Source organism: Rhizobium sp. 57MFTsu3.2, from assembly GCF_012932765.1.
Classification (GTDB): domain Bacteria; phylum Pseudomonadota; class Alphaproteobacteria; order Rhizobiales; family Rhizobiaceae; genus Rhizobium; species Rhizobium altiplani.
The window spans coordinates 1-22,227 of record NZ_JDWI01000039.1; the positions used below are offsets into that span (position 1 = coordinate 1).

Sequence of the window (22,227 nt, forward strand, 5' to 3'; positions counted from 1 at the left end):
CGAGATATTCGAGACCTGGATCGAAACGCAACTCGTCCCAACTCTATCCAAGGGCGACGTCGTGATTGCCGACAATGTTCGCTTCCACAAAAGCGAAAAGGCCGAAAATCTCATCAGACAAAAAGGTGCCTGGCTGCTCTTTCTACCTGCGTACTCGCCCGATCTGAATCCGATCGAAATGGCCTTCTCGAAACTCAAGACGCTCCTACGAAAGAAAGCCGCAAGGAGTTTCGACGCAATATCAAATGCCCTAAGCGACATCTGTGCACTGTTCCCCGTCGAAGAATGTCGAAACTACTTCAGGGCCGCAGGGTATGAGGCGATCTAGACGCGACAAGCTTTAGACAGCACGTCGACAACTCGCGCCTGACGATCCTCCGACAGGCCTGCCCAGAGAGGCAGGCGAACGAGTCGGCTTGACAACGAATCGGTGATTTCCATACTACCGCTCACTCTCCCATATCGCCTGCCCGCAGGTGCCGAGTGCAAAGGGATATAGTGGAAAACAGCTCCAATATCGTGTTGGCTCAATTCACTCAAAACCGCATTCCGCTCAATTTCTGAAGCTAGGAGTACATAGTACATGTGCGCGTTATGCCCGCAATCTTGCGGCACAATGGGACGGCGCAAGGCGCCTTTGGCTTCCAACGGGGCCAGCGCTCTGTGATACCAGTCCCAACTGGCCAAGCGCCCTTCGGTGATTGCCTTTGCTTCTTCGAGCTGTGCCCAGAGGAAGGCCGCAATTATCTCACCCGGAAGAAATGACGATCCGACTTCCTGCCACGTGTATTTGTCGACCTGGCCTCGAAAGAAGCGACTGCGGTCAGTGCCCTTTTCTCGGATGATTTCAGCGCGCTGGACAAAATCTGCGTCGTTGACCAGAAGCGCACCACCTTCACCGGATATGACATTCTTTGTTTCATGGAAACTATAAGCACCGAGATCACCAATGCTGCCAAGAGCGCGGTCCTTGTAGGTAGACATGACGCCCTGCGCCGCATCTTCTACCACCTTGAGTCCGTGGCGTCGGGCGACTTCCATTATCGTGTCCATGTCGCACGCGACACCTGCATAGTGAACTACCACGATCGCGCGACTGCGCGGGGTGATAGCTGCCTCAATTAGCTGCTCATCGATATTTAACGTGTCCGCTCGAACATCAACAAAAACGGGCACGCCCCCGCGCAAGACGAACGCATTTGCCGTAGAAACAAATGTGTAAGATGGCATGATTATCTCATCGCCCGGATTGATGTCGAGCAGCAGCGCAGCCATCTCGAGCGCGGCAGTGCACGAATGCGTCAGCAGCGCCTTGTTGCATCTGGTTTTCGCTTCAAACCATTCTTGACAACGCTTGGTAAAGGGGCCGTCTCCAGCCAGGGAACCGTTATGGTGTGCCTCAGCAATGTAATAAAGCTCCTTGCCGGTCATGTGGGGCCAGTTGAAGGGAATTCTTTCACGCATTGTTCTCATCTTTCACCACGGCAATATCAAGGTTCACAGAGATCATCCCTTAGGACTTTCTCGCAATGACGAGCCTGGACCCTCCGAGCGGATAGTTCATACCTATCTTGAGGCCTGCCAGTTCGATCATCATCATCTTCTCAAGTAGGAAATTAACGGAGTGGTTGATTTTTAACTCACCCGCCGGATCGAATTCTTTAGCAATATGCTTCTGAAACACCCGAGAAATTGCCATCGCTGGCAAAAGCGCGGTCACAAAAGAACTACTTCGGATGATCTGAAAGTTTGCGTCTCTCACTTTTTCTTCGATCTCGAAGGCAGAATAACGACGCTCATGAAACGCATATTCGTCCACGGTGCTCCAAAGCCATTGGTGCTGTGGAACAGTGAGAAGCACAACGCCATTGGGCTTTAAAGCCTTGTGAATCTGACCAAGAACAATTTTATCCTCTTTGATGTGTTCAAGCACATCAAAGGCGCCCACTACATCAAACTCATCGACGAAAGGTATCCGTTGCGCATCCATTTGCATGAGATCGGCTGATGGAAGCCTCTTCGAAGCGAATTCGAGTCCTTCGGCAAAAATTTCGCTTCCCGTTAGCTCGATACTTGGAAATTTACTTGCTATCCCTGTCAACACGAAGCCTGTGCCGCAGCCAATCTCAAGCAAAGATTTACAATTCGGCACATACCTTTCTAGGGCCCACAAAATTATCTTGTTCCTTGCACGAAACCAAAAGTTAGTTTCCTCAAGGCGAGCTAGCTCGGAAAAATAGGAGGCGCTAAACCCTCCACCATCATATGCGAAATCGGGTGCGTATGCGTCGAACCCACCAACAACAGCTGGAGATACGCCACAACTCGGACAGGTCCTTCCGGATACATGGTATTTATCACCACAAGCAATGCATTGTTTCATTTCTTTTTTCCAGTTGATCCCATATCGGGTGCATGAAACACATAGAATTTAAAAGCAATAAAGAGGAGCGCAGCAACAACAAACACCGCTGCTGCCTGCACAATTTGATGTGGGAACCCTAGCTCGTCCACGAACACAAAAAGGATAGCAAGGTTAACGAAATAGCCCGCCGAGTGGGCTACGCAATAACGAAGCCCAGATCGCTTCACTCCCCCTTTGTGGGAGAATGTAAGGTTCTTGTTCCCGAAAAAACTTACTATCGCAGCAGCAACGTACAAAATAGTCATTGATAGTTTTGGAGCAACGCCAAGATATGTAACTTGCAAATATAAGAAATACCCCGCAGCATTGTTTGCCACACCTACAAGGACATATCTAAGAAGTTGCTTTAATACCTCTCCGCGGGGGACAGAGATTAGACGACTATTCATTCGATAATACAGCCAAGCCAAAGCCCGTCCTGCCATAGTCGTTGCCGTTGTATAGCATGTAACGTCGACCCGCGTGGTCAAATACAAACGGGTACTCAATCATTTCGGAGTCCCAGCCAGATGGCGATATATCGATTCCGACCTCGCTATCCAAGCGTTGCCATTTTACGCCATCGTGAGACTCTGCATAGCCAATTCGATAAAATTCGCCCCGGTGTGAATACCACATTCTCCAACAATCAGAGTCTTGCATTACGGACGGCCTCGAAATCGCGTACTCCTCATCGTTGGCGTAATTAATGGCCACGATTCCTTCGCGGCGCCAACTTATTCCATCGTCAGATTCTGCATACTTGATATGATATCGATGCTTTGGCATGTGGTTCTCTACGGTCCACTCTGTGCATGACAGGTACCACATCCGCCATTTGTCTTCACTCAGGATGACACAAGGCGTTGCCGTAAAATGTGGTTCCAGCATAGACCTATCGAGTATCGGACCCGGGCAGTATCTCGAAAAATTCTCATGATTTCGGCTGATAGCCAACCCGATTGAGTTTCGAAAGGGCACGGTGACACCAAGATTCCAGCCCTGATAGTACATATAACGCGCATCGCCTTTTTGGGTAAGCCAGCAACCCATCGCGCCACTGTCATCAAACTCACCCAGAGAACCTGGGATCAAGATTGGATCAGAGGAGACATTGAGAATCTTTAGTTGATTACGGAAGTCTACATCGACAAATCCCACATGGGAGCGGCGTTTTTTATCTCTAGTCGTGAAATATATTCTGAAAGTATCTTCTGTTAGATGCTCCGCAAACGGCACGGCGGAATGCGTATGCATCCAATCTGTTTGGCCATTAACATAAAATATTCGTCCGAGTTTTTGCCACTTCATCTCAGTATTTTATATCTTTCTCAGTTTCGAACTTGGGACGCGCGACCGCTCCGTGGCCTGGGCCATGTAGACGCCTTCCGGCTCCGCATCCCCGAGGAGCAGCGCGCCGGCACCTACTATGCATTTATTGCCAACCGTTATATGGTCCCTGAACGTCGCGTTCACGCCAATAAAGCACTGCTCTCCGATGTTGACGCCCCCCGAAATCACGACGTGTGATGCGATGAAAGTATGACTTCCAATCGTGGAATGGTGCCCAATATGGTTGCCGCTCCACAACGTAACGTTGTCGCCAATGGTCGCAAATGGCTGAATTGTATTGTCCTCAAAGATGAAGCAGTTTTCACCAATTCGACCACAATTCAAGACGCTCGCCCTCGAACTCACGTAACTGGCAAGCCCGTATCCGAGCGCTTTGGCCGCTTCGTATTTCTGTCGTCGTACAGCGTTCAGCTTGGTATAGCTCAGCGCCACAAACATCGCATTCTCCGAGGGGGGGTATGCTTCTGTAACGACCTCGAACGGCACCGTAGGCAACCCGCAGAATTCCGATTCCTTTAGATATTCGCCATCGACCGTGAAGGCGACCACCTCAAAGTTAGAATCGTTGGAGAAGTAAGCGTGCGCGATTTGCGCTATATCGCCGGTTCCGAATATAACTAGTCTTTTCTTCATGATTTCCTCACCAGGATCGTGAATTCGTAGAGCCCGTAGTCGTGGAGAAGAGCCACGTTGCGTGAGTACCGGCGTTTGCAAAGATCAAAAAGTACGATTGGGTCGGCGTAGTAGAGATAGTCTCGCATCTTGCCCGCATCGGAGTACGAGGTCAGGCAGTTGAACGCAAATCCAATGCTGCTTGTCCGATCGAGCACTTGTATCGTCGCTTCAATATATTCGCGCCATTCGCTGTCACATCGTTGAAGGCGGACGTTGAATATGCCGCTCGCGATGCCGTAGTCGGCGATCTCATCCGGTTCGCCGGAGTTGACAAATCGTACATTGCTTGCATTTCTGTGCCGTTGCCTCGCGCCGCGAACCATATCCTCCGAGATATCAAATCCCGAATATTTCTGGGCTTCATATCGCGGTGTGAGAAACTCATACAGTGAGCCGTAGCCACATCCCAGGTCATTCAAGGAAAACCCTTTCACGTCACCGATCACTTTGCAAAGCTGTTCAAAGCGCAGCCTCTGACTTTCCTCTCCATTCCAATCGACACCGCGGGGCGTTTGTCCGTGTTGGGCCAGTTTGTCTGAATAATACCCCGCAACCTCAGCTAGGAGATCGCCCTTATCGTTTTGCATAGATTTGTCTCACGATTGTGTAGGGGCGCTGCTTCGTCTCAGAGTAGATTTTCGAGAGATATATCCCGACGACTCCGATGAATGAAATGATCATCCCCCCTAAGAGCCAAATCGAAGCCATCACAGACGTCCAACCGCTCAGCGCCTTTGCGAAGAATGCCCAGTGTATCACCAGATAGCTGATGTAGACCACCGCCACGATGGAAATCATTACGCCCACATAGAAGATGCTTACAAGCGGCGCGTTGCTGAAGGAGGTTACGGAGTTTACAAGCAGAGACATCTTTCTGCGCAGCGTGTATGTGGTGGTGCTCGTACTGTGCTTTGTGAGAAGATGCGGTTGCTGAGAAAAACCGGTTATATACCACAAGCCTGCCATGAAGACTTCTCGCTCCTCATGACGCAACAACGCGTCAACATAGCGACGCGTCATAAGCCGCGCGGTTACGACGTTTCGTGGAAGCGCCGTTTTTGTTAGCACCTTGAAAAAACGGTAAAACCACTCGCCACTAACACGCTCGAACCAACCGCCTTTGCGTTGTTGCTGCACGCCGTACACCACGTCGCAAGCACCGCAGCGCATTTGTTCAGCGAAGGCTGCAAGGTACTCGGGCTCTTCTTCTAGATCGCTGTCGATTAGAAATATCAACTCGCCTTTTGCATGGGCTAAGCCAGTCATCATGGCTTTGTGATGGCCGAAATTGCGCGAAAGATCGATAACGATCACGTGGCTGTCGGAATCGGTAAGGGCGACCGCAATGTCGAGGCTCTCGTCGGGCGAGCCATCATTTACCAGAATGAGCTCATAGTCTTCGCCAACAAGCTGCTTTGTTGCCGCTTCGACGCGGCGGTGAAACTCTCGAATGTGGGGTGCTGATTGGTAAAGTGTTGTAACGACCGAGAGCTTCATTTGCGTACATGTCTCATGTAACGAGGCGCTTCGTTTCCGCAATTAAACAGTAGATCGACAATTGAAACGAAGTGGGTAAACGAGCCCCATAGCTGGGGGTACTCGTGATAGCCGGTGTAGTCAAACCATGTCAGTTTCACGTTTCTTCCGTTGAATACGCTCTCGTCAATGTACTCTTTCGCGGCCGGGCCTGAGACGTATTCGGTGGCTTGCGCCTGGGTGCACAATTCGGCCAAGCGTTCCGTCCTCCCGTCGACAAGGTGGTAATCCCAAGAATTCGTTATTCTTGTTGTGATGCCTAAATAGCGGCAAATACTTTCGATGAGCTCACGATTAAGAGGCGAAAGGAATTCGTGTTTGCTGCCTAGGTACAAGGGTTCAAGAATGGCCGCGACTTCATTGAAATGTGGCGCTTTCTTATAGTTAAGCGCAAGAGCCTTCCAATGACTGGCCGCCCATTCCGCCCCTCCAATTTCCGTATCTCTGATTGTCTGATGATATTTTCCTTTGACCTTTACCGGAACCGTTAGCCACACCGCTCCCTGCGGCGTCTTGATCTGATTGCGGTTGCGCCAGTCGCGGCGAGTATATTGCATATCATCAAATATTATAAATTCGTCGACGGCCGCGATGAGGTCGAAATAACCCTTCCAGGGGATGTAATTTGACTGCAAAATTGCAACTTTTTTCATTGCTTAATACCATTAGTTGTCGCCACTCCTACCGCTTCGCTATATCACATTCCAGCGATGCGGTGGCAATGTCCTTTTGTTTCGCTGATTCCGCTCCCGACTATCGTGAACTGAGAGTCGATACCATGTAAACCGGCGCGACAGCACAAGCCTTCAGTCCGCCATTAAGCCTCGTCTGCTCGCCACTAGCTTTGCCGCACCCCTAAACCCAAACCCCAGCAACTGGAAACCTCACAGCGTGATGGTCTTCCAGCCAAAATTAGGTGCCAGACCAGACGTACAGAGACCACTCGGCGTTGGAGCTGGCCTGGCCCCAGCCCGCAGGCATAACGCGATTGCGATGCACGACTGCCGCGAAGGAATGAAACGGTCGCGATGTCGCAACATCGTTTGGCCTAGTGCTCCCGGAAAGAACGGCCTCATTTATATCGAAGCGTCGACGCTTGGCGTCTGCATCTGTCCGCAGTGACGACTGCAACCAGCCTGCGACATAGACCTGTCGAGTGCCAGAAAGCGCAACGCTGTTCCAGCCACCGATCAAACTGCTATCATCCGGGGATGTCTGATCGGTAAAAATAATCGTGTCCGCTGATGTGCGTGCGCGAACTTGCGACCAGATTTCCATCGCATCATAGGGAATGCTCGCAGGGTGTGTTTGAACGCTGAGCTGACCTCGTTCGATGGCAATGACTGCTAGACCGAGAGCAACGAGCGCGTAGAGCGAAAGGCGAATCATTATGACTTTGGGAAAGAAAGCTATGTCGCCGCACGTTACAAAGGCGAATCCGCATCCAACCACGCCGAAGGCGACCGCGATCCAGATTGGAGCGGTCGCAATGCCAGAGGCATCCGTCAACAGCATTGCCGGCACGGCCAGCCCGAAGCCAAGGAACCAGACAAAAGAGGTTCTACGGAAGACGTCCGGCGGATGGGTGACTAGCAACAAAGCTGCCGTCAAGACTCCCACCACCATATTTATTTGGAACAAGAAGCTATAAGCAATGAAGCTAACAAACGCGAGAACGAGAGACCCCCCGATTGAACCAGGGAAAGATATCAGGCTCGCAGCGATCAGAAGCAGGACCCCTGCATCTCTGGAGATGAAAGGCCAAACATCGAAGAATGCCGCATCAGTAGCGAGAAAATGCTGGTAGGTTTCTGGCCCGAACCTGCCGATTAGCAAAAATAGTCTTCCATACGTTGAAATCATGTAGACGAAGTAGAAGAGAACGATCGCAGCGCCAGCGAGAATGATGGATTTCGGAAATCTCATTCGGTGACGCAGACGGTTGTTGAGAGTTGAAGCGCTAAGGCTGACGAAAAATGGCGCCGACACGACTTTGGAAACAGCAGAGCCGGTAAGACCCGAGAGGATGCCCACGATGATGCCGAACACGTTTCCAGACGCACGCTCCATATACCAGACAACTGATACAGCCAATAGAATTGCGTGCGGGACCGGCGGGCTCTCTGCCATCCAGTAGGGATACCGGCCTGCAGCAACTACGGCGATGCCCAAAGCCAACAGGATCTTTCGAAGCGGCCGCTCATTGCAGACATCGGATAAGAAAGCAGCCAGCAAAACGCCTAGCCCCACCACATAGATCATGGTGGTCGTTGACGTTAGAAACAGGTAGGGGTCTAGCGGAACGAGTCGAATTCCAGTGGCCCCCAGCGCCGACAGTACCATATTCGGCATTCCGAACAGATGAAAGGAAAGATCGCCATCCACGCCGAGATTGCGCATTGGAAATCCATGCGCTGCTAAAACCCATATGGAGTTAGCATAGAAAGATAGATCGCCCGAAGTTAGTCCATTTGCGCCATTGAATGGGCCGTGCCAATCGAGGCCGGTCCATTCCGCATATAGAAATCCAAACGGGCAGAGAATTGCTGCCAGGATCATGTAGTGCCGAAGCAACTTGAAATCAGGAGGAGACCTCACCCACCCAGCGGTGGCAATCATCGCTACCGATAGAGGTATCAACCATCCCTCTGTAATCGAGATTACGGTCCCTGTCGCGATGGCCAACACCGTGAGACCAATCGGATAGCCAGCAACGAGAAGCCCGTGAAAGGAAAGCTCACGCCCGAATTTTGTCCATAGGAGAAGCCCCGCTCCCAGGAAAAGTGGAAGCAGCGCGATTAGAAAACCGCCGAGGGCATGCCAGAGAATTGCGAGGGCTAGTCCGGCGGGCTTCGCCTGCCCGTGTCTCATGGGCTCAAAGCCTGCGGCGCCGATGTTAACGGGCGGCAATAGCCCGAAGCTGAAGCCCGCCGCGGCGACCAATACAAACGCGGCCAAAAGATAGAAACAACGCCGCGCGAGCGGCGATACGTGATGTTTTAGAGATAGAACGTCGAATGAAATAGCAAATGTAGACAGCGCCAGGAAGGCAGCTGTCAACAAAGCTGACGCGATGCGATAATCCAAAGGGGAATGCGTAGACTCTACCCCCGCAATCGCGACGAAGGCCCTACAGGCTAGGACGACTACAACCCCTGTGCAAAGAAGGACTAACTTCGTCTCATTTCGCGAGTACCAGGCCAGCAGCCACCGGCCCCAAAATAGAGCGAAGACAAACGTTATCGCGAGGTTCCCCACCGAAACCAGAGGATTGAGTCCCACGACAGCGGCTACTTGATATGTCCTGCCGTTGGTCCGCGGGTCGGTGCCGTCACTGCTAGAAAAGTACAACTCGCCACCCCAATGGGAGTACGCGCCTTTTCCCACGTTGCGGATATGATCATGTTGGGCGTGCGGAGGGCCTAGCTGGAGGCCGGATTCCCGCAGCTCAATACTGGACCCCATGCCCGAACCATTTGCGTCGGAGGCTATGCGGAATGGGAAGTGGGTAGCTAGTGACGAGAGGTCAACCCGATAGGCCGCGCCCTTTTCGGATTGGATTTCCGCAGCGTTGATAGTAATATTCTTAGTCAAAAAACCAGAATAGGTGAATATCTGAATAGCATACCCGATCAATATCAGAGCAAATATGGGAATATGCAATGCATTCTTTAGTTTATCTTTACACATATCAGAATACTTTGCCATTGCACTGTATTTTCAATTACTGACCCCTAATGATTCCCTTTTTATTCGAGTGGCTAACTATCACAGTTGCTTTGTCCTGCATACCCAGCCTCCGCGAAGGCAACCCAAGTGCGTTCTCTCCAGCTTCCCAGCCGTGGATTTGCCAAAGAATATCATCGTGCTTCATGGAACGTCGATGACAGGCGAACTGCGATTTCGAAAAAAGCTGTCACGTGGCCAGTTCATACAATTCATGCAGCGTCAGCCCGCGGCCGTCGTTGTTTTTGAAGCTTGCGGGAGTGCCCTTTTTTGGGCACGCGAGTTGGCGGCCTATGGCCACGAGGTGAAGCTGATTGCGCCACAATACGTCCGGCCGTTTGTCAAGTGCCAGAAGAACGATATGGGCGACGCTGAAGCGATCGCGGTTGCGGCACGCCAGCCAGAAATGCGGTTTGTAGAACCGAAAACGCCGGATCAACGTAAGCGCCGTCTCCGCCCCATTGGATTGGCTGTATTTTGAGACTTGCTGCGTGTGCAAGAAGGTTTCCAGGACTATCTGGAGATTTGCATGCAGATGATGGATTTGTTGGGCGCTACGAAGTTGTCGATCCGCGCCGCGGAAACCGGCGTTGGCCGGATGATGTGAAGGCGCGGATCGTGGCGGAAAGCCTTGAGCCTGGTGTTCGTGTTGTTGATGTCGCGCGCCGCCATGACATTGTTGCGCGCCAGCTTTCCTTGTGGCGCCGGCAAGTGCGCGAGCGCATTCTGGCGCTGCCTTTTGAGACTATGTCGGGCCTGTCGGAAAGCGACGATGCCGAGCCTGCATTTGTGCCTCTGGCGATTGCGGCAGAGCCGGGCGAGGCTGTGAATGTTTTGGCGCCGCCGCTGCCGGAGGCGGGTTGGCCGGTCTTGACGTTGGAGATCGGTCCGGACGTTGTGATGCGGGTTCCCGGCGATGCCGGTTGAACGTGTTGCGGCTCTGGTGCGAGGGACGGCATGATCGTCGCGGGCCAACGACTGCCGATCCTGATTGCAACGCGGCCTGTGGACTTTCGCTGTAGGCATCAGGCGCTGGCTCTGATGGTGCAGACCGAGTTGAAGCTCGGCCCGCATTCCGGGGTGATGGTAATCTTCCGGTCGAAGCGCGGGGATCGCCTGAAGATCCTGGTGTGGGATGGCACCGGAATGGTGCTAACCTACAAAACTCTTGAACATGGAAACTTTGCCTGGCCCACGGTTCAGGATGGGACGATGCGTCTTTCCAGGGGTCAATATGAGGCTTTGTTCGAAGGTCTTGACTGGCGACGGGTCATGGCGCGACGGATCGCGCCGCCGACTGGGGCAGGATGACTCACCGGCCTAATTTTGGCGTTGTTTTGTTGGGCTTTTTTATGCTGCCTTGCTATAAGGCCGCATGTCGTCGCCCCTTGATCTCAGCCTGTTTCCGGACCTTCCGCCAGAGGTTGTCAAAGCCTTTGCGGCGATGCAGTTCGAGCTGTCGGTCGAGCGTGCTGCACGTCAGCATGAGCAGGCTGTGGTTGCCGAAAAGGACGCCTTCATCGCCGAGCTGAAGGAACTGATCGAGAAGCTTGAGGGGCAGGTTCACGACGATCGGCGCACGAAGTTCGGACCGAAATCGGAAAAGCTCGATCCGGCGCAGATGGAACTGGCGCTGGAAGACCTTGAAACGGCGATTGCCGAAACACAGGCGCGGATCGCCGCGGTCGAGAAAAAGATCGAAGCCAGCGCATCGGATCGGACAAGGCCGTTCCTCGCAAGGAGCGTAAGGCCGTGCACTGCCCGAACACCTGCCGCGGGTCGAGAGAGTGATCGAGCCTGAGAGCATCGTTTGTCCCTGCGGTTGCGGCAACGTGGTCCGGATCGGCGAGGATCGGACGGAACGGCTCGACCGGGTTCCGGCGCGCTACGACGTGATCGTCACGATCCGCCCGAAATACGCCTGCCCCAAGGGTCGAACGGGTGTCGTCCAGGCCAGAGCGCCGGCGCATCTTTTGGAAGGGAGCTGGCCGACGGAAGCCCTTCTGGCTGAGATTGCCGTCTCCAAGCATTCCGAACATATGCCCTTCAACCGGCAGGCCGAGGTCATGGCGCGACATGGGGTGCCGATAGATCGCACGGTCCTGGCCGATTGGATGGGGCGCACGGGCAGCGCAATCGCACCGGTGGTCGACCACATGGCAAAGCGGCTTCTGTCGGAAAGCACGCGGCTCTATGTCGACGAGACCACGGCTCCGATGTTGGATCCGGGGCGAGGCAAGACGAAGACCGGTTATCTTTGGGCCGTGTTGCGTGACGATCGCGGCTGGAATGGCTCCGCGCCGTCGGGTGTGGTGTTCCATTATCGACCTGGGCGTAAAGGCGAATATGCCGCTGAAATCCTCGACGCGTTCAACGGGACAATCCAGGTGGATGCCTACGGTGGTTACTCTCACCTCGCCACGTCGGACCGGATGGGTGGCGATCCTTTGAAGCTGGCTTTCTGTTGGGCGCACGGACGCAGAAAGCTCATCAGGGCCACGCCAAAGAGTGGATCGCCCATCGTCGACGAGGTGCTGGTGCGGATCGCCGCGCTCTACAAGATCGAAGACAGTATCCGGGGCTCAGATCCCGAACATCGCCGGCAGTTCGACAGGACCTGTCCCTCCCGCTGGTGGACGAGTTCTTCACCTGGCTGGCAGCGCAAGCCAAGCGCGTCTCACGTAAGTCTGATCTCGGAAAAGCCCTGGCCTATATGCTAACGCGGCAGGACGGCTTCCGGCTGTTCCTGGACGACGGCCACGTCGATATCGACTCCAACCTGGTGGAAAACGCGATCCGCCGACCCGCCATGAACCGGCGCAATGCGCTCTTTGCGGGGCACGATGAAGGGGGCCGTAATTGGGCCCGGTTTGCCAGCCTGATCGGCACTTGTAAATTGAACGGCGTTGAACCCTACGCCTATCTCCCCGACCTCTTCACCCGCCTCGCAAACGGCCACCTCGCCAAAGACATCAATGCCCTGATGCCGTGGGCCTATGTCGCCCGCATCAAGGCCTCAATATGAGCTCGTCAGGTACTCTTCGGTGAGCTCATAGGACGGCCAATAGATCAACCTCAGATCGCTGCAACTGAAAAATCGATGGGGCGTGGACGCCGCATACGGATAAACAAGCGAGAGCAGTGCTCTTCCGGGGGCGAGAGCGGCTTGTTCATCAGCGTACCGAACTGGTGAATGCCTTGCGTGCCGTTCTCTACGAATTTGGTCAGATCGTTCCGCAGGGCATCGCCAGTATCAAGCGCATTGATGCAATAATCTGTGATGAAGCGATAGACTTGCCGGATGCCGTGCGGGACGAATGCCGGGATTTACTCGCGCAGATCGCACAGAAGACAGCCCGTATCGAAACCAGGACGGCACAACTTACCGCTGTCTCCCGAGATAGTATCGCTGCAACACGTCTTCAGACAATGCCGGGTGTCAGTCCCATGATCGCGCTGGCGGTTGAGGCATTTGCACCAGCAATGACGACTTTCCGGTCTGGGCGCGATTTTGCAGCTTGGCTTGGACTTGTACCACGACAATTCTCTTCTGGAGGCAAGGAGCGGCTCGGCCGAGTGTCGAAGGCGGGACAGGCTGACATACGCAGGCTTTTGATCATCGGCGCAATGTCGCATGTAAGAGTGGCAAACCGGAAACCGCCAGCACCAGGCTCATGGCTTGGCCGAATGCTGATGCACAAGCCCAAAATACTCGTTGCCATTGCACTGGCGAACAAGATGGCACGGACAATTTGGGTCATGCTGACGAAACGGGAGGATTACCGGGAGCAAGCGTCGCCGGCGATGGCATGATCCATGCCCCGCCCAAAACGCTGAATCTGGTGAAAGAGGTGTGAGAAGTCGATGACCTGAATGGGAGAATGATCGAACCGATCTGGATCAGGAAAACCAGTTAGCACTATGAGCTTTACAGCTCGGAAAGTAGATTTGGACCTGATCCGCAGATCACCATACCGGCCAGCGGTCTTTCGAAATGCCGCAATTAAAGGCCTGACAGAAGACCGCACTCGATCGCACGTTCCGATGGACAAAAAATTCTTGCATTACGGGCGGCAACCACAGAAGTGCTAGAACGAGATTGAACCGGGCTCCGATTTTGCGCTTCCGATAACCAATTACTTGGTGGACGAGATGGTAGGATACGTACCTATCCACCCCTGACCGACTTCGTATAAATTTCAAGCACAGCCTCAATCGGTCCCCGCATCCGCATCTTGCCGTGTTCCATCCATATCCCTTCCGTGCACCACGCGCGCAAAAGATCGTCGGAATGTGATGCCAAAACCAACACGCCCGCCTCGCCAATGAAACTTCGCATCCGTTCCTGCGCTTGGGCTAAAAAGGCCGCATCACCGGCTCCAATCCCCTCATCGATCAGGAGCACCTCCGGCGTCAGCGAAGTGGAAACCGCGAAAGCCAACCTGGTGGACATGCCTGCACTGTAGGTTCGAAGCGGCATGTCGAGAAATTCGCCGAGCCCCGTCGCCTTTCCGATGTCCTCTGACCGCGCTTCGATGTTTCTGCGGCTGAAACCGAGATACATGCCTCGGAGAACGATGTTTTCCCAGCCGGTTGCTTCCGGGTCCATTCCAAAGCCGATATCGAAAAGCGAAGCCACCTCGCCATCTATCGAAACAGTACCGCCGGTCGGCTCGTAGATCCCTGCCATCACCCGCAAAATCGTGGACTTCCCGGCACCATTGTGGCCGATCAGCCCGATGCGTGAACCGTGCTCAACATCCAGGGTCAGGCCCTCTATCGCGCGAATGACGGTCCCTGTCGTACCGGCGCGGGGTCGGATCTGCCCCCCCGTCGCCGTGGAAAGGATATTGTTCTTAAGAGACCGACCGGCTGGTTCGTAAATCGGAATATCAACGGTAACGTCGGTAAGGGAAACTCTCGCCAAGCACTTAACTCCAATACACGATGCGCGCCCTGTAGCGAGCGAAGAAGGCTGTCGCGAACGCTCCCAAGGCGACCGTCAATCCAATGCAAACCATCCAATTTTCGAGCGTGCCGGTCCGGCCGAGCAGCGGATCGCGAATAATCTCGATCAGGTGATAGAATGGGTTCGCCGTCAGAAGGAGTGACCGATGCGACATCGAATCCGTGCTCCAGATGATCGGTGTCATAAAGAAGACTATCTGCATCACGCTGGCGACGATCATAGGCACGTCGCGAAAGCGGGCGCAGAGTGGCCCCAGAATGAGAGAAACGAAGAAGCCGTTCAGAACGACAATCATCATGGCAGGAACGAAAAGAAGGACGACCCAGCCGGGATTTATCGCAAAGACGAGAGCGACAACGATATATATCAGGAAGTTATGCCCGAACGAGATCAGCTGTCCCCAGACGAACTGAAATACGAAGACACTGACAGGCAACCTTATTTGGCGAAGCGCGGTTCCTGCTGAGATGAATACCCGGCACGCGCCAATGACCGTACCGTTTATCAATCCCCACACGATTAACCCGATGGCGAGCTTGGGAAGGTAGACCGCAACATCGATGTTCAATATTTCCGAGTAAAGGACGCCCAGTCCAAGCACCATTACGCCCATCGACAAAGTCAACCAGAACGGTCCGATAATCGATCGGTTGTACTGGCTCTTCACGTCTCGCCAACCCAGATAAAGCCATAACTCGCGCCGGTTGATGCTCCGCCCTATATCGGCCAGAGCCTTCGCCAAGCTGCTGTCACTTTCGGATACCATATTCGATCCAGTTTCCAAACTTCTAGCGAAAGCATTTCACGTTCCCAAGGATCGCGAGAATGTTCCATCGTCATGTTGTCGTGTCATCGCAGGAAAAGCGCCTCGCGCATTTGCCACAGTGCTCGGAGGCTGCATTAATACCAAAGTATCTTAGGAAGCAAGCGTAGGATCCGATTGGTTCCGCGGCGGCCAAGCTAGAGAGAAGTCCTCACGGTCCAAAGTCAGATTTGGATTGTAGGCAGGATCCATGATCAGTTTCTCTCCCCATTTGGCGAGCATGTGCATGACTTCCCCCCGAAACCGTTCCTTTTTTTGGGGAGTGTCCTCACTGCCACGCGTCGCGGATTCATGGTGATAGAGTTCTGCGAATGGTGTCCAGACGTTGCGCCAGCCCGCCTCACGTACCTTAAGACAAAAATCCACATCGTTGAAGGCCACCGTGAGGTTCTGGTCCAGTCCCTCAACCGCCTCGTAGGTGCTCTTCCGAACGACCAGGCATGCCGCGGTCACTGCGCTAAATGTCTGGGTCAATTCTCCCCGAGAGAAATATCCGTGCGCTCCTTTCCGAAGAAATTTATGCGCGTGCCCGGCGACTCCCCCGATCCCAAGGACTACACCACCATGTTGCAGGCGGTCATCAGGATACCAAAGCCGTGCACCAACGACGCCGACACCGGCTTGGATGGCGTGGCTCATCATTTCACTCAGCCAGTTCGGTGATATGACCTCGATGTCGTTGTTGATCAAACCGACAAAATCGCCCCTAGCCCTGCTAACCGCACCATTGTTGATCAAAGAATAGTTGAATGGCTGTTCGTCCCTCGTCACGAAGATGCGGCTATCGGTTTCTATCTGCCTGAAATATTCAAGCGTCGCCGGATCATCGGAATTGTTGTCGATGATCACGATCTCGTAATTGGGATAGTCCGTTTTTTGAAGGATCGATTCGACGCATTTGCGGAGGAGGCGCAGCCCATTTCGCGTGGGAATGATCAGGCTGACCAGTGGCGGTTCTTCAGGAAGGTCGTAGAGTGTGCGATACATGCCGGTCGGAAGTATCTCGACACGTCCGCTGATACCCTTTCGCTTCAGATGGTCGCTCACAGCGTTTTGTCCCGCAAGCGCTGCATAGCTCTTGTTTCCACCGCTTTGTGCGGTGCTGCTGGCGTGGCTGCGCCAATGATAAAGGACACGCGGTATATGAACGATTTGAGCCTCGGACAACTGATCGGTGAAACGTAGTACTAAGTCGTGGTCCTGAGCTCCCTCATATCCCTTGCGGAAGCCGCCGATCGACCGCACGCGGTCAAGCTTGTACACCCCGAGGTGGCAAATCACGTTGTGTGATCGCAGCAGATCAGGATTCCAATCCGGCTTGAAATAGGGATCGAAGCGCTTGCCACTTGAGATCTTGTCCTCATCGGAATAGATCAGCTCAATCTGCGGCTTTTCGTTGATTGTCCGCGCAACATAGAAAAGCGCATCCTCGCTCAGCAGGTCATCCTGATCCAGCAGCGCCATCCAGTCGCCGGTCGCCATTTCGATCCCCGAATTGGACGCTTCCGAAATGTGGCCGTTGGTCGGTCGATGGAAAACCTTTATGCGGGGATCGATGGCAGCATATCGCTCTAAGACGGGGCGCACTGCTTCGGACGTCGAACAGTCATCCGCGATGCAGAGCTCCCAGTGCGGATAAAGTTGGTTGCGAACGGAATCAATCGCCTCCGCGAGCCAGTTCGGCTCGGCATTATAGACCGGCATCACGATTGAGATCAGAGGCTGGTTTGCAAATCCGTCGATGTCGCGTCTGATTCTGGCGCGCGCCGGATCGTCCAATGTCGCATATGTCCGCAGCCATTTTTCGTAGTCGTTGTTCGAGCTGGTATTTATCTGCGCGTTGGAATTCCGCCACACCGATCTCGCTCCGCTAAGCCCTTCGCGTGCCATGATCGACCAAGCTTTCCGGGCAAGGTTTAGATAACCGCCCTGGCGCTTCGCCATTAGCGGCAAAGCGCGCATCACATGTTGAGCGCGCCTGCCCTGATGCCCTGCCCAGCGATAAGGAGCAGTCATGCGCCAACTCTTTGAGGCAAGCAATTGGTCAACAGTGGTCTGCGCCCGATCAGCGGCGGCAAGAGCAACGAGTTGCTTTTGCATTAGATCGGAAACGGTGAGAGCATGTGTTTGTCTCAGTTCATGGATTTCGTTTTTTATCGCCACCAGCTGACGATCTTGCGCCTGCCGTAGCTCATGAGTGTGCCGAAAGTACTCCATACGCATCAAAATTAGACTTGCGTAGGCGTGCAGTTCCTCATCAGTCGGCGCCTGAGCGCGCCGCTCAAGGAGCATCGCCCACGGACACAGAAAGCTCGCATCAAAATCGGATCGCGGACCAAATCCATGTTCCCGAAAAAGGCGTAGCCAATGGATGGGGGGCCGCACATTCAAATGTGTGGGTTCGTCAATGTCATCCGGACTTGAGGAGAACAGGATAAGTGGACCAGCAGCACAGAGATTTGAGATTGCTCGACGTCCGTCACCCTCAGGCAGGTGTTCCAAGACTTCGATGCATGTCACTAGATCAAAGGAACCCTCAATCGGATCGACGATTGAGCCCAACTCGCAGAAGGGCCGCAGCGCATCTGGTATCTCGCTGATCGCGTACTCGGAATAATCTCGCCCGAACGCCTCAACATGGCGTTTTCTTAGCTCTTCTACCAAGAAACCCATGGCGCAACCTGCGTCAAAAACGGTTCTTGGGCGGATGTCTTGTGCCACCCGTTCAGCGACAATCCCAAAAAAGCGCGACCAGTGTGGCTCGCTCCGGTTATAAGGAAGTCCGCCACAATGGCATCGGTAATAATTTTCATCATAATCCGATTGCGACGGGTTTCTTTGCACTTGGAACATCCTTTGCACGAGCGGCACAAGCGCTGCTATCACCTTTCGCCCGGCCTTTTCAAGCAAGGTCTTTCGGAAACCCGAGGCATAGCAAGCGGTTCAACCGATAAGCAATCGCGGTGGCGCGTCAGAAAGGTCCACTCTTACATCGAAACATCGATTGTTAAGGAAATTCCAAGCTGTTGAATCAGCAAGCTCTTGAGGGCTTTGATCGTTATTTTCGTGGCAAAATGCCTGCTCAATATGACACGTCGCGTCGCACTGCGTTCGTCTTGCAGCCGTTTCAGGCAATAGCGAAGATATCGGAATGATCATATATCCGACTAAGGGCAGGTACTGCCTTGTAGTAAGTACGGAAGCGATCGGCTTCATGCTTAAAGCGCTGGGGCAACTTCTCGTGATTCTTCGGCGACGGCTGCTGGAACATTGACAGTTTTCCTCACCGCGAGCGCGACGTTACACCTTCCTCGTATCGCGAAATTCGATCATGCGCATATCTGACTCTGTTCTTTGTTGCACTCCCATGCAGAATCTGTCCTTTCCCGAATCCGTTTGGTGAAAGGAGGTAAACTCTGGGGCCAATCGATGGCTGTCATCATGTGGTTCGGCTGGGGATACCTAACCCTGAGACGCAAAAATCGTGAAGATTCTTATCCTCGCTGAAGCACTTGCACACCACCCTAAGGAAGGCAATATCGCTTCCAAGGCTGGGAATTGGCGATATCCTGCAACAACAGCACGAATAAAGCAAAGCTAGCGAAGGGCATCGCTCTAAGGATTCTTAGTTTTTCCTGGATGGCATAGCCCACGATGGGTTAGTACGATCCAAGGTATTTGAAGAGCAGACTCGATGAACGACACCCACCAGGCAAACTTCACCATCCTCGCCCACGTCTATTATCCCGATATTTGGGAGGAGATGGTCCAGGACCTCGATGCGATCATCCGACAGACTTTTGACCTGGTGATCACCCGACCGGTCGGTTCCCGTCCGGTGGCGCGCCCCGAGAGTTCGCATCTTCGCTTCGCGACCGAACTGGAAGTCGACAATCGAGGCCGCGATATTTTGCCGTTCCTGATGGCGCTAAGACAACAGCCCCTGCCGTCCTTCGACATCGGCCTGAAACTGCATACCAAGCGCTCGCCGCATCGTGACGATGGGGATGGCTGGCGGCGTTTTCTGCTTGGCTCGTTGTTGAAGACGGAGGAAGGCGGAGAGTTGTCAGGGCACAAGCTACTGGCGACTGAATCTCGCATCGGGCTGATTGCGCCACGGGCCCACCTGCTGCCGCTTGGCGGGCGCACCTCGATCAATGAAACCATCATGCTGGGGACCCTGCAGAGAATGGAAGCGAGTCTTGATCTATCGGCACTCGAAGGTCACCGCTTTCCCGCCGGATCGATGTTCTGGTTTCGGCGCGCGGCCTTGAGAAAGGTGATCGAAATCGATTTTGCCGATCAATTCGCTCGTGAGAGTGGACAGCTTGACGGGACAGCTGCCCATGCCTTCGAACGCCTATTTGCGTTCATCGCAGAGCGAGAAGGTTTCATCGCGGCCAGCATGGAAAATGTGGAGCCAATTCTTCACCGTCGTGGCACGCCTTCATCGCGAGCGGAGCTAATCGAACTCATCAACGACAGTCTGGCACCTGACAATCCGTTCGCGCTGCCGCTCGCGGACTTCTGGCGCCGCCACCCTGCCCTTCTGAAATGCGCGCACGCGATATATGCGAGAATGCCGAAAGCCACCGTGCGGCTATTACATCGCAGCATCGGACGGTGACGATGAGCTTCTCCAAAGCGCGAGTTCGGATCGCGTTCATCATTACGGAAGACTGGTTCTTTGTTTCGCATTTTCTGCCGATGTTGCGCGCCGCCAAGGAGCTCGGCCTGGACGTGGTCGTCATTACTCGCGTCGGCAAACACGCGCATCTCATCGAGGGGCTTGGCGCTCGCGTCATACCGCTTGACATTGAGAGAGGACACCTCGGTTTCCTGTCGATCGGTTCGTCGATCGGCCAGATCGCGCAGACGCTCCGGCGTGAGAGGATCGACCTGATCCATTGCATTGCGCTCCGCTGCGTAGTCACCGGCGGCCTTGCCGCCACTTTGGCTGGCGTGAAGGGCCGGATCCTAGCTGTCACCGGAGGGGGGCTTCTCGCCGCGGATCGAAGTGCCAAGGCAGCTTTTGCGCGCTTTGCTCTGCGCAATCTGTTCCGTGCCATCCGCGGTCGCGGCAAGAATCACTTTCTGTTCGAGAATACTACCGATCCAGATACGTTTGGGCTCGACGTCGGAGATGCCGGCGTAACCGTGCTCGGCGGAGCCGGCGTTGATCCCGATCACTACCAGCCCCTTCCCCAGCCATCCGGCGATGGCCTCAAGCTCGCGATGGTGGGTCGCATGGTATGGTCGAAGGGCGCCGATCTGGCTGTGAAGGCGGTATCGATGGCGCGTGAGCGGGGGCACGAGGTTAGCCTATCGCTTTTCGGTCTCCCCGACCCCTCCAACCCGCGATCGCTGTCTGTCGAGACGCTGAGCGCGTGGTCGGAGCTTTCGGGAGTCAAATGGCATGGATCGACGAACGACGTGCGCGAGGTATGGGCGCAGCACGATCTTTGCTGTATGCCCACGCGCGGTGGAGAAGGCTTGCCCCGCTCCATTCTGGAGGCCGCGGCTTGCGGCCGAGCCATTCTGACGACCAACGTGCCGGGCTGCCGCGACTTCGTGCGCGGCGGCAAGGAAGGATGGCTCGTTCCGGTGGACGACGCCGAAGCGCTGGCAGCGCAAATTTGCGCCCTTGCGATCGACAAGTCCAGCATTGTCTCGGCCGGTGCCAAAGCCCGAGAGCGCGTCGTTCAGGGCTTCACCGAAGCGCATGTCGTGAAGCAGGTGCAGGACGTCTACCGCAATATCTGCAACGCGATCGGCCGGCCGCTCTGATCACCGGCCGCCCATCTCCAATGGGCAGGCGGTTGTGTTTCAGAATTCCAAGTCGTGCTTGGTCTTTGCGAGCTTCGTCAGGTACTGACCGTAAGCGCTCTTGCCCAGTTTGGTGGCAAGCTTCTGCAACTGATCTTCGTCGATATGACCCAGACGGTAGGCGACCTCTTCCGGACAGGCGATTTTGAAGCCTTGGCGCTTTTCCAGCGTTCCCACAAAGTCGGCAGCCTCGAGCAGGCTGTCCGGTGTCCCGGTATCAAGCCAGGCATAACCGCGCCCCATCAATTCGACCGTTAGCTGTCCGAGCTCAAGGTAGACGCGGTTGACGTCGGTAATCTCCAATTCGCCGCGCGGCGACGGCTTCAGGTTGGCAGCGATGTCGACGACCTGGTGATCGTAGAAATAAAGGCCAGTGACCGCCCAATTGCTTTTCGGCTTGGCAGGCTTTTCCTCGATTGACAGCGCCTTCATGCTGTCGTCGAACTCGACGACGCCGTAACGCTCCGGATCGCTAACGTGATAAGCGAAGACGCGCGCGCCTTCGACGGTGGAAGCGCCGGAACGCAAAATCTGCGGCAAGCCGTGACCGTAATAGATGTTGTCCCCGAGAATCAGCGCCGACGGGCTCGATCCGACGAAATCTGCGCCGATGATGAAGGCCTGCGCTAGACCGTCCGGGCTCGGTTGCACCGCGTATTCGATCGAAATGCCCCACTTGCTTCCGTCGCCCAGCAGTTGTTTGAAGGCCTCGTTATCGTGGGGCGTGGTGATGATCAAGATTTCCTTGATCCCCGCCAGCATCAGCGTGGTCAGTGGATAATAGATCATCGGTTTGTCGTAGACCGGCATGAGCTGCTTTGACACGGCCTGGGTGATTGGGTAGAGCCGCGTGCCGGAACCACCAGCGAGAATAATACCCCTCATTCTTTTTCCTTCCGTGTGTCGGGAGCTAGT

The 22,227-nt window shown here is 54.4% G+C and carries 18 protein-coding genes and 3 pseudogenes; 8 read left to right on the plus strand and 13 right to left on the minus strand.

Annotation, left to right across the window (positions count from 1 at the left end):
• The coding region (locus AF71_RS27860) for a transposase (RefSeq protein WP_169683922.1) at nt 1–328 on the plus strand (328 nt) is incomplete at its 5' end.
• Here the strand turns inward: AF71_RS27860 and rffA are convergent.
• The 9 genes from rffA to AF71_RS27905 form a co-directional block, all read right to left on the minus strand.
• Complete coding sequence (rffA, locus tag AF71_RS27865; RefSeq protein WP_169683923.1) at nt 325–1,464, minus strand: dTDP-4-amino-4,6-dideoxygalactose transaminase; 1,140 nt, start codon at nt 1,462–1,464, stop codon at nt 325–327. The genes AF71_RS27860 and rffA overlap by 4 nt on opposite strands.
• 49 nt (nt 1,465–1,513) lie before the next feature.
• Nucleotides 1,514–2,383, minus strand: a complete 870-nt coding sequence (locus AF71_RS27870; protein WP_169683924.1) for a class I SAM-dependent methyltransferase — start codon at nt 2,381–2,383, stop codon at nt 1,514–1,516.
• Nucleotides 2,380–2,814, minus strand: coding sequence for a GtrA family protein (locus tag AF71_RS27875; RefSeq protein ID WP_169683925.1), 435 nt, complete (start codon nt 2,812–2,814; stop codon nt 2,380–2,382). Before AF71_RS27875 ends, AF71_RS27870 begins: the two co-directional genes overlap by 4 nt.
• Nucleotides 2,807–3,715 carry a hypothetical protein gene (locus AF71_RS27880; RefSeq protein ID WP_169683926.1) on the minus strand — a complete coding sequence of 303 codons (909 nt, stop codon included), beginning with the start codon at nt 3,713–3,715 and terminating at the stop codon, nt 2,807–2,809. Before AF71_RS27880 ends, AF71_RS27875 begins: the two co-directional genes overlap by 8 nt.
• A 9-nt stretch (nt 3,716–3,724) precedes the next feature.
• Nucleotides 3,725–4,390, minus strand: coding sequence for an acetyltransferase (locus AF71_RS27885; RefSeq protein WP_169683927.1), 666 nt, complete (start codon nt 4,388–4,390; stop codon nt 3,725–3,727).
• Nucleotides 4,387–5,019: a class I SAM-dependent methyltransferase gene (locus AF71_RS27890; RefSeq protein ID WP_169683928.1), complete on the minus strand. Its 633-nt coding sequence runs from the start codon at nt 5,017–5,019 to the stop codon at nt 4,387–4,389. The genes AF71_RS27885 and AF71_RS27890 overlap by 4 nt, the downstream gene beginning before the upstream one ends.
• Entirely contained in the window at nt 5,006–5,929 is a 924-nt protein-coding gene (locus AF71_RS27895) for a glycosyltransferase family 2 protein (RefSeq protein WP_169683929.1), read from the minus strand. The genes AF71_RS27890 and AF71_RS27895 overlap by 14 nt, the downstream gene beginning before the upstream one ends.
• On the minus strand, nt 5,926–6,621 hold the full coding sequence (locus AF71_RS27900) for a WbqC family protein (protein WP_169683930.1): 696 nt from the start codon (nt 6,619–6,621) through the stop codon (nt 5,926–5,928). The genes AF71_RS27895 and AF71_RS27900 overlap by 4 nt, the downstream gene beginning before the upstream one ends.
• 259 nt (nt 6,622–6,880) lie before the next feature.
• Nucleotides 6,881–9,676 carry a hypothetical protein gene (locus tag AF71_RS27905; RefSeq protein ID WP_169683921.1) on the minus strand — a complete coding sequence of 932 codons (2,796 nt, stop codon included), beginning with the start codon at nt 9,674–9,676 and terminating at the stop codon, nt 6,881–6,883.
• 139 nt (nt 9,677–9,815) lie between these two features.
• Here AF71_RS27905 and AF71_RS27910 point away from each other — a divergent pair.
• From AF71_RS27910 to AF71_RS27930, 5 genes and pseudogenes are all read left to right on the plus strand, one after another.
• Nucleotides 9,816–10,136: pseudogene (locus AF71_RS27910) on the plus strand (IS110 family transposase); the annotation flags it as partial.
• An 83-nt stretch (nt 10,137–10,219) separates the two neighbouring features.
• A pseudogene (locus tag AF71_RS27915) lies at nt 10,220–10,655 on the plus strand (transposase).
• Entirely contained in the window at nt 10,652–11,005 is a 354-nt protein-coding gene (tnpB, locus tag AF71_RS27920) for an IS66 family insertion sequence element accessory protein TnpB (protein ID WP_169683931.1), read from the plus strand. The pseudogene AF71_RS27915 and the gene tnpB overlap by 4 nt, the downstream one beginning before the upstream one ends.
• A 64-nt stretch (nt 11,006–11,069) precedes the next feature.
• Nucleotides 11,070–12,719, plus strand: a pseudogene (locus tag AF71_RS27925) (IS66 family transposase).
• Nucleotides 12,720–12,835: 116 nt separating this feature from the next.
• The gene (locus AF71_RS27930) at nt 12,836–13,507 is read left to right on the plus strand and encodes an IS110 family transposase (RefSeq protein WP_169683932.1); all 672 of its coding nucleotides are present in this window, start codon (nt 12,836–12,838) and stop codon (nt 13,505–13,507) included.
• A 355-nt stretch (nt 13,508–13,862) separates the two neighbouring features.
• Here AF71_RS27930 and AF71_RS27935 read toward each other — a convergent pair whose 3' ends face one another.
• From AF71_RS27935 to AF71_RS27945, 3 genes are all read right to left on the minus strand, one after another.
• Entirely contained in the window at nt 13,863–14,621 is a 759-nt protein-coding gene (locus AF71_RS27935; protein ID WP_169683933.1) for an ABC transporter ATP-binding protein, read from the minus strand.
• Between the two features lie 4 nt (nt 14,622–14,625).
• Nucleotides 14,626–15,429 carry an ABC transporter permease gene (locus AF71_RS27940; protein WP_169683934.1) on the minus strand — a complete coding sequence of 268 codons (804 nt, stop codon included), beginning with the start codon at nt 15,427–15,429 and terminating at the stop codon, nt 14,626–14,628.
• 150 nt (nt 15,430–15,579) lie between these two features.
• The gene (locus AF71_RS27945; RefSeq protein ID WP_169683935.1) at nt 15,580–18,396 is read right to left on the minus strand and encodes a glycosyltransferase; all 2,817 of its coding nucleotides are present in this window, start codon (nt 18,394–18,396) and stop codon (nt 15,580–15,582) included.
• A gap of 784 nt (nt 18,397–19,180) precedes the next feature.
• Here AF71_RS27945 and AF71_RS27950 point away from each other — a divergent pair.
• Complete coding sequence (locus tag AF71_RS27950) at nt 19,181–20,113, plus strand: rhamnan synthesis F family protein (RefSeq protein ID WP_169683936.1); 933 nt, start codon at nt 19,181–19,183, stop codon at nt 20,111–20,113.
• Between the two features lie 2 nt (nt 20,114–20,115).
• A complete protein-coding gene (locus AF71_RS27955; protein WP_169683937.1) occupies nt 20,116–21,273 on the plus strand; it encodes a glycosyltransferase family 4 protein in 1,158 nt (385 codons plus the stop codon).
• A gap of 39 nt (nt 21,274–21,312) precedes the next feature.
• Here the strand turns inward: AF71_RS27955 and rfbA are convergent, their stop codons facing one another.
• Complete coding sequence (rfbA, locus tag AF71_RS27960; protein ID WP_169683938.1) at nt 21,313–22,197, minus strand: glucose-1-phosphate thymidylyltransferase RfbA; 885 nt, start codon at nt 22,195–22,197, stop codon at nt 21,313–21,315.
• Nucleotides 22,198–22,227: the final 30 nt, after the last annotated feature.